Below are 12,823 nucleotides of genomic sequence, written 5' to 3' on the forward strand. Positions count from 1 at the left end.
TGACGGGCGAGCGGCCTGATACCGGGATGAACGGCGCCGAGAGCCTCGTCCGTACGCTCGTCCAGGGAGGCGTCGAGGTCTCCTTCACCAATCCGGGCACCTCCGAGATGCATTTCGTGGCCGCGCTCGACCGGGTCGACGGCATGCGCTGCGTGCTTTGCCTGTTCGAAGGCGGCGCGACCGGGGCTGCCGACGGTTATGCCCGGATGGCCAACAAGCCGGCCTCGACGCTGCTGCATCTCGGCCCGGGCCTCGGCAACGGCCTCGCCAATCTGCACAACGCCCGCCGTGCGCGCTCGCCCGTGGTCAACATCGTGGGCGAGCACGCCACCTATCACCGGGCCTACGACGCGCCGCTGACGAGCGACATCGAGTCGATCGCCCGGCCGGTCTCGGCCTGGGTCAGGACTTCGCCCGATTCGCGCCAGGTGGCGGCGGACGGTGCCGAGGCGATCGCGGCCGCCCGGGCAGCGCCGGGCGGGGTCGCCACCCTGATCCTCCCGGCCGACACGGCCTGGGGCGACGGCGGCCCCGTCGCGACTGTGCCTGCGGTGGCGGCTCGAGCCAAGGTCGACGAGGCGCGGGTCACCGAGGCGGCGCGCGTTCTCCGGTCGGGCGAGCCGGCCATGCTCTTCCTCGGCGACCGTGCGGTCCGGGCCGACGGGCTCGCGCTCGCCGACCGCATCGCCGCCCGGACCGGCGCCCGCATGCTGGCCCAGGTCTCGAATGCCAGGATGGAGCGCGGCGCGGGTCGCGTCCCGATCGAGCGCCTGCCCTATCCGGTCGATGCCGCGCTGGCGGCGCTCGCCGGCGTCCGCCACCTCGTCGTGGTCGGCACGACCCAGCCCGTCGCCTTCTTCGCCTATCCGAACAAGCCGAGCCTCCTGGCGCCGCCGGATTGCGAGGTCCTGGTCCTCGCGGAACCCGCGGAGGACCAGGTCGACGCGCTCGCCCGGCTGGCGGACGCGCTCGGCGCCGCGGCCCCGTCGGTCCGGCCCGGTTCGCCACCTCCGGCCGTGCCGACCGCCGGCGCTCTCGACGGCGACACGCTGGCCCAGGCGCTCGGCGCGCTGCTTCCCGAGGGCGCCATCGTCTGCGACGAATCGGTCACCACCGGCCGCGGCTTCTTTCCGGCCACGCGGCAAGCCCCGCCGCACGATTGGCTTCAGCTCACGGGAGGGTCGATCGGACTCGGGATCCCGCTCGCGACCGGCGCGGCCGTCGCCTGCCCCGACAGGAAGGTCGTGAACCTGCAGGCCGACGGCAGCGCTCTCTACACGGCGCAGACGCTCTGGACCCAGGCGCGCGAGAATCTCGACGTCCTGACGCTGATCTGGGCGAACCGGTCGTATGCCATCCTGCGGGCGGAACTCGCCCATGTCGGGGCCAATCCGGGCCGCAAGGCCTTGGATATGCTCAGCCTCGACAACCCGCCGGTGGATTGGGTGAGCCTCGCCCGCGGCTACGGGGTCGAGGCGCGACGCGCCTCCGACCTGGGCGAGTTTGTGGCCGCAATGCGGGCCGGCCTCGCGCATCGGGGGCCCTTCCTGGTCGAGGTTCTCCTGTGACGAGGACCGGCCGTCAGCCAGGGTGTGGTTTTGATGCCGCGACGCAACACGGGGCTGGTTCCACCGTCGTTAATGCTGGTATCTCAGTGGCTTAGGTATTGGTACGACCTCTGCCTTGGCCGCTTCGTTGCTGTTTAGCAACAGCGAATTGGAAACCCCCTTCGCATGCCCCCAAAACCGCTCGGATCGGTTGATCGAAGCCCCGGCCTCAATCATGGTGACTTTGCGACGGGGACTACTTCATCGCGATCGGGCCGAAGCGATAAGCCGATAGGCGACGCAGACGCCAGGTTTTTGGGGGTAAGGACAAGCGGTCGACCTGGGAGTGGGTCGGCGGTGAACCGAAGCCCGAGGTTCTAACTTTGGAGATCAACATGAAGCTCATGAAGAGCCTTCTCCTCGGGTCTGCCGCAGGTCTCTGCGCGGTCGCCGGGGCTCAGGCAGCCGACCTTCCGACCCGGAAGGCCGTGCCGGTCGAATACGTTCGTGTCTGCACCGCGCAGGGTGCCGGCTTCTTCTTCATCCCGGGCACCGATACGTGCCTCCGGGTCGGCGGTCGTGCTCGCTTCGAATACCAGTACGTTTCGAACCGCACCCGTAACAGCGACGTGTCCGGCTTCCGCGGCCTGGGCCGTCTCAACATCGACGCCCGCACGCAGACCGCCTTCGGCACCCTGCGCGCCTTCGTCCGCTTCGAAATTCATTCCCGCACCGGCGCCCAGCTGACCTCGGGCACCCAGCAGCGCTACGCCAACGCGTTCCCGGGCCTTGGCCAGGACACGTTCGGCCGCGCTCAGAAGTATGTCGAAGTCGACAAGGCCTTCATCCAGTTCGCCGGGTTCACGGCCGGTCGCGCTTCGTCCTTCTATGACTTCTACGCTCACGACCTCGAGTTCAGCGGCCTGACCGTCGGCTCGGACGTCGCCTCGACCAACCTGCTCGCCTACACCTTCACCTTCGGGCAGGGCTTCTCGGCGACGCTGTCGATGGAAGACCCGATCGCTCGGCGTAACCCGACCTTCGCCTTCACGCCCACCATCGGCACCGCTACCAGCGGCAACACCTCGACGGGTTCGGCCAACATCTTCCTCGGTCAGATCGCCCCGACCCCGGTCGGCCTGACCTTCGCGGCGAATGGCACTCCGCTGTCGGCGATCAATATCGACGTGGCGCAGCGTAACCACCTGCCCGACTTCGTCGGCGCGGTCCGTTACGACGCTCCTTGGGGCGCGGCGCAGGTTTCCGCGGCTGTGCATGAACTCCGCACCGGCAACTTCGTGACTGGCGCGTTCGCCGTGAATGGCGGCGCGGTGCCCGCTGGCGCGCCGGTCGCGCGGGTTCCGGATGCCGAGTACGGCTACGCCGTGCAAGGTGGTTTGAAGCTCAACATGCCGGCGATCGGAACCGGCGACGTGCTCTGGCTGCAGGCGGCGTACGCGGAAGGCGCTGGTTCCTACACCGGCATCTACGTCCCGCAGGGGTCGGAGTCGCTTGGGGCCACCTATACGAACCGGTTCAGCGGCACGAACGTTCCGGGCGGCTACGACATGGCCGTCGACACGAATGGCCGGACGCACCTGACCACCTCCTGGTCCGGCACCGCCGCCTACCTGCACTACTGGGCTCCGGAATGGCGTCAGGCGTTCTTCGGCAGCTACGGCCGCACCGAGTTCGATCGCGCTCTGCGCGGTGCGGCGTCCCCGCTAATCGGCGTGTTCGCGGCTCCGGGTGGCATTCCTGCCGCTACGGCATCGGGACCGGGCGGTATCTTCAGCGGGTTCGCCAAGGACTACAGCAACGTGGTTGCCGGTTCGAACCTGGTCTGGTCGCCCGTCAAGGATCTCGATATCGGTGTCGAGGCCCTCTACCAGCGGATCGAGTTCCTCGGCGGCGCCAGCAACGGCCGTGTGATCGACTCGAACAAGCCGGTCACGGTCGGCGGCGTGCCGCGGACGGTCAAGGTCGACGACAACGTCATCGTCCGGATGCGCGTCCAGCGCGACTTCTGATCTCTCGACGTATCGAGCGATCCGAGCCCCGGCCTTGTGCCGGGGCTTTTTCGTTGTGAGGCCCCTTCGGCCTCAAAGACGTCCCGATCTTGAGGCTCATGACCGGCGCGGCGATGCGGCCGCGTGATCGGGTCGACGAAAGAGCGTGACAGAGCAAGAACCCCCATCGGGCGGGGAGACCGAACCGGTGACCGGAGGGCACCGGCCGGCAGGCTGGACCTACGGCCTCCCCGCGCTGGCCCTCCTCTGCGGCTTGACCGGCCTTCATCTCGTTCCCGCGATCGAACAGGCGATCAGGCGGAGCACGATCCGGCTCGCCGATCCGGGTGCTGGAGAGGCTGGTCTCGCACGCTACCGAGCCCGAGCCCAGGTCGACGGTCGGGACGTCACGCTGGTGGCCGATCTCGGTCTGACGGGCGACGTCAGGAGCCTGAGCGAAACCGCGATCCGGTCCCTCCCCGGGGTCCGGTCGGTCCGGACCGAGGTCGCTGCCCCGGTCGCCATGACACCCTTCGCGATGACAATCAGGCGAAGCGAAGGCGGGTTCTCCTTCGCAGGCGGCGTATCGAGCGCCGAAGATCGGGCCGCCCTGGTCGAGCAGGCCGGGACCCTCGTCTCCGCCGAAGCCGTCGACGATCGGCTGAAATTGGCCACGGGCGCCCCGCCCGGCTTCGAGGCGGCGGCCCGTTTTCTCCTGGACGTCTTGTCGCGAGCGACTTCGGGCGAGGCATCCATCTCCGATCGCAGCCTCCGCGTCCGGGCGGTCACGCCGGACTTCGCGTCCTATCGGGCCACGCTCGCGGCCGTGAACTCGCCACCGGCCGGCTTCGCGGTCGAAGCGATCACGATCGAGCCGCCCGTCGTGCCGTCCTATTCCTGGTCGGCCCGACGCGACGAAGGCGGCATCCGCTTCGGAGGGTTCGTCCCGTCCGAAACGCTGCGAGCGGAACTTGTGCAGAGCGCCAGGGCGGCTTTGCCGGACGTCGCCGTCACGGACGACATGCAGACGGCGGGCGGCCTCGAATCGGGTGTCGATTTCCGGGCCTTCACGGGATCGATCGTGGCGGCGCTGGCGGAACTCCAGGCCGGTACGGCCGAACTCGCCGAGCAACGGTTTCGCTTCTCCGGGCAGGGCGTCGACAAGCTGCGGCTCGGCGCTATCGAGACCCGGATCCGGCAATCGATTCCGGCCGGCATCGAAGCCGGGCCGATCGCGATCGTGGCGGTCGCAGCGTCGCCGTTCCGGGTCGTTGCCCGCCGTTCCGGAGGCCGGGTCGTCCTGACGGGCTTCGTTCCGGGCGAGCGGGAGCGGCGCGAGGTCGCCGCTCTCGTCTCTGCCCGGTATCCGGGCGAGAGGCTCAATGACCAGCGGGTCGTCGCGGACGGTGCGCCGGCCGGTTTCCCGGAGGCACAGCGCGCCGCCCTGGAGGCTCTCGCCGATTTCGCCGAGGGCGAAGCCGTGATTCGCGACACCGACCTCCGTCTCTCCGGCCGGATACTCTATGGCCAGCTCGCGGCGCGGGCCCGGGATGCGGTTCCGAAATCCGTGCCCCCGGGCTGGTCCGCCTCGATCGTCGTCGAGCCGGTCGCACCGGAACGATCGCTCGACGCGATGACCTGCGCGGATGTGCTGGCCGAGGCGGCGCGTCGTGACCCGGTGCGGTTCCAGCCCGGCAAGGCCGAGCTGTCGCCCCAGAGCCGGGCGGCGCTCGACGGGCTGGCCGACATCGTCCGCCGCTGCGGCACGGCGCGGATCGCGGTCGCGCATCGTCTGGACGGCGTCGCCGACGGCCGGGCGCTCGCGACGGCGCGGGCCACGACGCTTGTCTCCGCCCTCGTCGAGCGGGGTGCCACGGCCCGTCTCACGGCCGCGGGATCCGCGAGCGCGGCCGGCGCGCCCGCGACAGCCACTGCGGCCGGTGCGGGTCAGCCGCCGGCGAGCGCGGGCGAGCGGACCGAATTCGCCGTCTCCCCATGAGAAACGCCCGATGATCTTTCTGCTCGAGCGCCTCTGGCCAGCTCTCGCCTTGGCGGCCGTGCTCGGCCTTCTCTTCGCCGCTCTAGGCGGACGGGGCCGATCGGCGCCGAGCGCCCGAAACCCATTTCGAACCGGGATCCTGGTTCTCCTCGCGTCGGCCTGCCTGGCCGTCTGGAGCCAGGTGGTGCCGGGCACGGCGGGGCTGTGGCTCGACATCGGCGTGAGCTTGGCCGTCGCCTACCTCGTCGGTGCGCTGGCCGGCACCGGCCTACGCCGCGTCATCCGCCGCAGAGACGACGATCTCGCGCCGGATCAACCTGTCACGACAGCGCCGGCGCGACCGTCGGAAGCGAATGGCGCCGGCCGGGACAGACCGGCGGCGGTCGCCAGCCCGACCGCCTCCGCCGCTACGCCGGTTTAGCGGCAGCCGGGGGCGCCGCCGCGGCGCGTCGAAGGAAGGCAGCGATGCGGGAGGCGAGGGCCGACCTGTGCAGGAGGGGCGTATGGCCCTCGTCCGCGACCTCGACCGTCTCGAGATCGGAATGGCGCCTGGCCATCTCGATCACCGTCGCGGCCGAAAGCAGGTCCGAATTCGCGCCCCGGACGACCATGACGGGCACGGAGCCGAGCGCGTCGAAGAAGGGCCAGAGATCAGGGATCGGCGAGTCGGGCTCGATCGCGTCCAGGGTGCGGGCGAGGGCCGGATCGTAAGCTGCGACGAGGCGGCCGTCCTTTTCGGTCCAGACCGTCTCGGCCCAGTCCTGCCACTCCGCCTCGGTCAGGTTCGGGAAATGCGGGCCGAAGCGCGCCCGGAGGAGGGCAGCCCCCTCGGCAAGATCCGCGGGCGCCCCGAGCCGGCCGACATAGCCCTTGATCCGGAGCAGGCCCTCACGCTCGATCACCGGGCCGATGTCGTTGAGGACCAGTCCCCGAACGAGGCCGGGCTGCGTGGCCGCGAGCCCCATCCCGATCATGCCGCCACGCGACACGCCGATGAAAGTCGCCTCCCGGATGCCGAGTTCCACGAGCAGACGAAGGAGATCCGCGGTCTCGACCGCGATCGTGTAATGGGCGAAATCCGGATCGTGATCGGACAGGCCCCGGCCTCGATAATCCACGGCCAGCACGGCGCGGTCCGGATCATCGGCCCGCAGCATGGCCGCAAGGGCATGGAATTCCGAGCTGTTCCGGGTCAGGCCGGGCAGGCAGACGACCGGAAGACGGCCCGACGGCAGGGGCCCGTAGAGCCTCGCATGCAGCCGGAGCCCGTCCTCGGAACGGGTCCAGACATCCGAAAAAGCCGCCCCGCTCATCGGATCGTCGAACCTGTCCTGGCGGGCTGAGCCGGAGGGGAGGCTTCGGGTCCCGCGGCGGCGGTGGATCGTGGCTGGCTGCTCCCCTTCAGGTCGGTCTCGATCAGGAGGGCGCTCCTGGCGTCGAGCCGGCGGCGGTAGACCTGGAGGTTCTCCATCACGCGCTGGACGTAGTTCCGGGTTTCCGAGAAGGGGATCCGCTCGACCCAATCCACCGGGTCGACCCCGGGGTCGCGCGGGTCGCCATAGGCCTGGATCCACTTCCTGGTGTTACCGGGGCCGGCATTATAGGAAGCGAAGACCAGGATGAAGGCGCCCTTCCAATCCTCCATCAGGTCGGCGAGATGGGCCGAACCGAGGCGTGCATTGTAGACGGCTTCGAGGATGCGGCCGGGCTCGTAGGCAATGCCGGCCTTCTTGGCCGTGGCCTGGGCCGTTCCGGGCATCAGCTGCATCAATCCGCGCGCTCCGGCCCCCGACCCGGCGGCGGGATCAAAGGCGCTTTCCTGGCGCGCGATCGCATGGACCATCGCGGGCTCCACCCCAGGGCCGAGCGGCTCGTAGACCGGCACGCCGATGATCGGAAAGGCTGCCTCGTCCAACGGCAAGCCGCGCTGGGTGGCGAGCTTGCCGAGCGTCAGCAGCGTGCGGACATCCTGGTTCTCGGCGACGATCTCGGCGACGGCCTCGAGCTGAGGAAGCTCCGTCGAGCCGCGCGCGAATTCGAGCGCCAGCGGCGAGGCCAGCTCCCGCAGGCCGGCCGCGTAGGCGAGAGTGACCGCCTCTACGAGGGGCGTGCGGGCGGCGGCAAGACGGCCCGGACTCGACGGATCGCTTGCCGGGCGAACGACCGGAGCGGTGATGCCAAGCTTCGCAGCCGCGAGCTGGCCGTAATAGGTGATGCCGTGCGACGAGGCCCGCGCATAGAACCACTTCGCCTCCTCGCCTGAACCCGCCGCCTCCGCCGCGCGGCCCTGCCAATAGGCGACCCGCGCCAGCGAAATCGGCGTCATGGCCAGGGCGGCGGCCCGGTCGAAATGGCGCCGTGCGGTCGGGGGTTCGTTCATGAACCGCAGCGCGATCCAGCCGGCCATGAACTCCGCCTCGATCCGGCGCTCCGTGGTCGAGGCGCCGTGCCCGTTCACGACCGCGTAGGCGGCCTTCGGATCCCCGTCGTCCAGCAGCTTCCGGGCGACGAGCCGGCGCTCGACCCACCAGACGTCGCCGTCGACCAGAATGGCCGGATCCCGCGTGAGATCCGCGAGGAGGCGGGCGGCCTCGGTCGCCTTGTCGGACCTGCGCAGCAGCTGGGCGCGTGCGAACAGAAACGGGATTTCCGTCTTCAGCGCCGCCGGCACCGAATCGACCAGCTTCTGCGCGTTGCGGGCGCGATCCTCGACGGCTGTGCGTGCCCGGACCAGCGTGTCGTAACCCTCGCCAGCATAGCTGGCGGCCCGGCGTCCGCCCTCCCAATTCTCGCGGCCAAGGAAACGGGCCATCCGGGCGCGATGGTCGGTGATCGTGAGGGCGTCGTTGAAGGCGTCGAGGATGCGCAATTCGAGATCGCGCCCGAACATGTCGTTGCGCCACGTCTCCCGGATCAGGGCGCCGGCATCATCGACCAGACCGTCGGCCCGGAAGGCCTGGGCGAGCGCGAGCTTGCCGGCCGGGGTCTGGGGGCGTTCCCGCGCGAAATAGGCCCGGACGAGGGACGGTGGCTTGCGCTCGACCAGCAGCGCCTCCTCGCCCCGCCGCCTGAGCCAGCTCTGGCCCGGAAAGTCCGGGTTGGCGACCGAGAATGCCGCGACTCGCTCGAAGGAGACCGTCATGCCGCCGAGCCGCAGGGCGGCCCATTCCAGGAATAGTCCGGCAGCTGCGCTCTCCGCACGCGCCCGCATCGCGTCGCCGGCGGCGAGATCGCCGCGGCGATAGGCCGTGACCGCGTCGCGGAGGAGCGGGAGGTCGGGCCGTGCGGCCGCATTCGTTTCCGGCGGCTTCGTCTCCTCGGGCGCGGCGACGGCAGCCGTGCCGAGGATCGAGAAGGCGAGAGCGGACAGGAGAGGGAGGCAAAGAAGGCGGGACGTCATGGTGCGGTTTGCCTCACCCGGGAGGGCGCTCTATGTGTCGGACAGCTGGAGCCGGTGGCGCCAGGGAGGAAACCACGATGGCCACCCGTCGTCTTCGAGGGTCGCTCACCGCGCTCGTGACGCCGTTCCGGGACGGCGAGTTCGACGAAGCCGCGTTCCGCGCCCAGGTCGACTGGCAAATCGAGAGCGGCACGGACGGTCTCGTGCCGGTCGGCACCACGGGCGAGAGCCCGACCCTGACCCATGACGAGCACAAGCGCGTGGTCGAGGTCTGCCTGTCGGAGGCAAGCGGCCGGGTTCCGGTGATCGCGGGTGCCGGCTCGAACTCGACCGCGGAGGCCGTGGCGCTCGCCCGCCATGCCGAGAAGGCCGGCGCGAATGCGGTCCTGGTCGTCACCCCGTATTACAACAAGCCCACTCAAGAAGGCATGTTCCTTCACTTCAAGGCCGTGAACGACGCGGTCGGCATCCCGATCATCATCTACAACATCCCGCCCCGCTCCGTGATCGACATGTCCGTCGCCACGATGAGCCGGCTCTACGAATTGCCGAACATCGCCGGCGTGAAGGACGCGACCGCGAATCTTGCCCGCGTCTCGCAGCAGCGCCACGCGATGGGACCCGATTTCCTCCAGCTTTCAGGCGAGGATATGACCGCGCTCGCCTATAACGCCGCGGGCGGGCATGGTTGCATCTCGGTCGTGGCGAATGTCGCGCCGGCGCTCTGCGCCGAATTGCACAGGACGTCGCTGTCCGGCGACTATGCCGGCGCGCTCAAGGTGCAGGATCGTCTGATCCCGCTGCATGACGCGATCTTCCTCGAGCCCGGCCTCGCGGGCGCGAAATGCGGGCTGTCGCTGCTCGGTCGCGGCAACGAGGAGATTCGGCTCCCCATGCTGCCGGTCACGCCGCCGACGAAGGCCGCGATCCGGTCCGCCATGGTCCATGCGGGGTTGTTGAACGCCTGATGGCTGGGAAGGACAAGAACGCCTCGCCGAACCGGATCGTCGCCGACAACCGCAGGGCCCGGTTCAACTACGAGATCATCGACACGGTCGAGGCCGGCATCGCGCTGACCGGCACCGAGGTGAAGTCGCTGCGGGCGAACAAGGTCACGATCGGGGAATCCTATGCCGGCCCGTCCGGCAACGAGATCTTCCTCTTCAACGCCAACATCCCGGAATACCTGCAGGCGAACCGGTTCAACCACGAGCCCCGGCGGCCCAGGCGGCTGCTCCTGCACAAGCGCCAGATCGACAAGTTCATCGGCGCGACGCAGCGGGAGGGGTTCACGCTCATCCCGCTCAAGCTTTACTTCAACGATCGCGGGCGCGCGAAGGTCGAGATCGGTCTCGGGCGCGGCAAGCAGCTCCACGACAAGCGCGAGAGCGAGAAGAAGAAGGACTGGGATCGGGAAAAGGCCCGGCTGATGAGGAGCAAGGGCTGATGTTGGAGGCTCTCGGCGCGAGCTGGACGGAGCTTCCCGTCGGTCTTCCGGTCCCGCCGGACGACGGCGGCGCCTCGCATCTCGAGGGCTCGGCATTGCCGGACGTCCCGCTCCCGGCGACGGATGGCGGGACGGTGTCGCTCGCGCGGCTCCCGGGCCGCAGCGTCGTCTATGCCTATCCGCGCACCGGCGAGCCCGGCAGGCCGAATCCCGACGGCTGGGACGCGATCCCGGGCGCCCGGGGCTGCACGCCGCAATCCTGCGCCTTCCGGGATCATGCGGAAGAGCTCCGCGGGCTCGGGGTGGATCACCTGTTCGGGCTCTCGACGCAGGACGTGCCCTACCAGCAGGAGGTAGCGGCCCGGCTGCACCTGCCGTTTCCGCTCCTGTCCGATGCGGCGCTCACTTTCGCGGTCGCCGCCCGGCTTCCCGTCTTCGAGGTCGCCGGGATGACCCTGCTGCGACGGCTGACGATGGTCGTCGATACGGGCCGGGTCACGAAGGTGTTCTATCCGGTCTTCCCGCCCGACCGGAATGCGGCCGACGTCGTGAGCTGGCTCCGGGCCGAGCCCCGCCCGGCCTGACCTTCAAGCCGCGTCCAATTCCCCCGCTTCGCCCCGGAAACGGGCCGGCAGGGTCACGGTGAAGGTCGTGCCGCGCCCGAGCTGGGACTCGAGCTCGATCCGACCGCCCATCGCCCGGACCAGCGTGCGAACATGCGCGAGACCGATACCCTCGCCCGGGCGATCCTGCATTCCCGAGCGCCGGAACAGGTCGAAGACGCGGCCATGATCGGCGGCGGCGATGCCGCGACCGTTATCCTCGACCCTGTAGCGCACATGCCGGCCCAAGGAGGTGCCCGTGATGGAGACCCGCCCGGGCCTCGCCGGATCGAGATACTTCACCGCATTGTCGAGGAGGTTGCCGAAGACCTGCTCCACGGCGACCCGGTCGGCGACGATGTCCGGCAGCGCGCCGACCTCGACCGTGGCGTGCGCGACATCGGCCTGATGGCGCTGGGCGTCCGCGAGGCCCTGGACGAGACGCGTCATGTCCAGGCGTTCCGGTGCGAAGGAGCGACGGCCCTCCCGCGACAGCCGCAGGATGGCGTTGATCAGGCCCTCCATCTTCTGGATCGCGGCCGAGATGAAACCGATGGCCTCGTCGAAATCGCGCTCCACCTCGGCCCGCGCGTCGGCCTCGGGCGGAAGGATGCCGGCGGCCAGGAGCTCGGGCTTGAGCGTTGCGAGTTCCTTCGTGAACCCCATGACGTTCACGAGTGGCGCGCGCAGGTCGTGGCTGACGATATAGGCGTAGCGCTGCATCTCCTCGTTCGAGTCGCGGAGCTCGGCCGTGCGCTCGGCGACCTGCTCTTCGAGTGTCGTATTCGCGGCAGCGAGGTCCGCGCGTGCGGTTTCGAGGCCGGCGAGGGCCGCAGTCTCGCGCCGTGACTGTCGGATCGCGAGGGCCGAGACGGCCAGGAGCGCCAAGGCGGCGAGCGCCGCGACGAGGCCGAAGACCTCGAGATTCCGCCACCAGGGATCGAGCGCGGTCGCGCGCGTCAGGCCGTATCCGACATAGACCGGATACTCGCCGACCTGGCGGAAGCCATAGATCCGGGGAACCCCGTCCCGGATCGCGTGGGCGCTGACCAGGCGGTCCGGCGACCCCATCCGGAGCCAGGTGAAGAAGGCGCCGTCGCTGCTGAGCCGGACCTGGCTCGTGTTGGGATCGCGGGCCAGGATGGTCCCGTCCTGGCGAACGAGCACGACGGAATGGGTCGGGTCCGTCTCGACCCGGCGATAGAAGCGGTCGAAATAGCTGCGGTCGACCGAGACCGCGACCGCGCCGCCGAAGGCGCCGTCGGCGGCGGCCGCCCTGCCCACGATGTTGAAGACGGATTGTCCGGATTGGCGACCGATATAGGAGCGCGAGACGAAGGGCCGCTTGGGGGCGTCGTCCCTCACGGCCTGGAACCAGTCCCGGTCCGCGAAGGCGATCGACGCATCGACCGGATGGAGGCGGCTGCTGGCCTTCAGCCTCCCCAATTCATCCGTGAGGGTGATCGTGGCGACCTGGTCGAGGCTGTCCTGAAGCCCCTTCATCAAGGCGTGGAGGTCCGTCCGGTCGGCTTCGCTCGACCAGTCCATGAACCGGGCGCGCAGGTTGACCTGCTCGATGACGAGACGATGAGTCTCGAACACCTTGACGGCATGCTCCTGCAGGATGCGAACCGTGCGCTCGATCCGGACCTCCGACGAGGCCAGCACCTCCTCGTGGTTCCGCCATGCGGCCAGGCTGAACAGGATCGCGGGGAGGCAGAGCGAGACGAGGACGAGCGCCCATTCGAGCAGGCGCCCACGAGAGATCGCGCTCCGCTGATGGTCGAGACGCGTGCTCACGACCGGCGGTCCTGGGCAG

Annotated in this window: 10 protein-coding genes; 7 read left to right on the forward strand and 3 right to left on the reverse strand. The window is 69.6% G+C overall.

Annotation, left to right across the window (positions count from 1 at the left end; genetic code table 11):
• Window positions 1-26 precede the first annotated feature (26 nt).
• From ACFE87_RS13320 to ACFE87_RS13335, 4 genes are all read left to right on the forward strand, one after another.
• Window positions 27-1,568: an acetolactate synthase large subunit gene (locus tag ACFE87_RS13320; protein WP_375460168.1), complete on the forward strand. Its 1,542-nt coding sequence runs from the start codon at window positions 27-29 to the stop codon at window positions 1,566-1,568.
• Between the two features lie 374 nt (window positions 1,569-1,942).
• Window positions 1,943-3,577 carry a porin gene (locus ACFE87_RS13325; protein ID WP_375460125.1) on the forward strand — a complete coding sequence of 545 codons (1,635 nt, stop codon included), beginning with the start codon at window positions 1,943-1,945 and terminating at the stop codon, window positions 3,575-3,577.
• Between the two features lie 187 nt (window positions 3,578-3,764).
• Window positions 3,765-5,555: a hypothetical protein gene (locus ACFE87_RS13330; RefSeq protein ID WP_375460126.1), complete on the forward strand. Its 1,791-nt coding sequence runs from the start codon at window positions 3,765-3,767 to the stop codon at window positions 5,553-5,555.
• Window positions 5,556-5,565: 10 nt separating this feature from the next.
• Window positions 5,566-5,976, forward strand: coding sequence for a hypothetical protein (locus tag ACFE87_RS13335; protein ID WP_375460127.1), 411 nt, complete (start codon window positions 5,566-5,568; stop codon window positions 5,974-5,976).
• Here the strand turns inward: ACFE87_RS13335 and ACFE87_RS13340 are convergent.
• Together ACFE87_RS13340 and ACFE87_RS13345 are read right to left on the reverse strand one after the other, a co-directional pair.
• On the reverse strand, window positions 5,963-6,868 hold the full coding sequence (locus tag ACFE87_RS13340; RefSeq protein ID WP_375460128.1) for an alpha/beta fold hydrolase: 906 nt from the start codon (window positions 6,866-6,868) through the stop codon (window positions 5,963-5,965). The genes ACFE87_RS13335 and ACFE87_RS13340 overlap by 14 nt on opposite strands.
• Window positions 6,865-8,955 carry a lytic transglycosylase domain-containing protein gene (locus ACFE87_RS13345; protein ID WP_375460129.1) on the reverse strand — a complete coding sequence of 697 codons (2,091 nt, stop codon included), beginning with the start codon at window positions 8,953-8,955 and terminating at the stop codon, window positions 6,865-6,867. The genes ACFE87_RS13340 and ACFE87_RS13345 overlap by 4 nt, the downstream gene beginning before the upstream one ends.
• 77 nt (window positions 8,956-9,032) lie before the next feature.
• Here ACFE87_RS13345 and dapA point away from each other — a divergent pair, with 77 nt between their 5' ends.
• The 3 genes from dapA to ACFE87_RS13360 are packed head-to-tail and all read left to right on the forward strand — an operon-like array spanning window position 9,033 to window position 10,986.
• Window positions 9,033-9,923, forward strand: a complete 891-nt coding sequence (dapA, locus tag ACFE87_RS13350) for a 4-hydroxy-tetrahydrodipicolinate synthase (RefSeq protein ID WP_375460130.1) — start codon at window positions 9,033-9,035, stop codon at window positions 9,921-9,923.
• Window positions 9,923-10,402: an SsrA-binding protein SmpB gene (gene smpB / locus ACFE87_RS13355; RefSeq protein WP_375460131.1), complete on the forward strand. Its 480-nt coding sequence runs from the start codon at window positions 9,923-9,925 to the stop codon at window positions 10,400-10,402. Before dapA ends, smpB begins: the two co-directional genes overlap by 1 nt.
• The gene (locus tag ACFE87_RS13360) at window positions 10,402-10,986 is read left to right on the forward strand and encodes a peroxiredoxin (RefSeq protein ID WP_375460132.1); all 585 of its coding nucleotides are present in this window, start codon (window positions 10,402-10,404) and stop codon (window positions 10,984-10,986) included. Before smpB ends, ACFE87_RS13360 begins: the two co-directional genes overlap by 1 nt.
• A 3-nt stretch (window positions 10,987-10,989) precedes the next feature.
• Here ACFE87_RS13360 and ACFE87_RS13365 read toward each other — a convergent pair whose 3' ends face one another.
• Window positions 10,990-12,804, reverse strand: coding sequence for an ATP-binding protein (locus ACFE87_RS13365; protein WP_375460133.1), 1,815 nt, complete (start codon window positions 12,802-12,804; stop codon window positions 10,990-10,992).
• Between the last annotated feature and the right edge of the window lie 19 nt (window positions 12,805-12,823).

The sequence above is a fragment of the uncultured Enterovirga sp. genome, from assembly GCF_964242715.1.
Taxonomy (GTDB): Bacteria; Pseudomonadota; Alphaproteobacteria; order Rhizobiales; family Beijerinckiaceae; genus Enterovirga.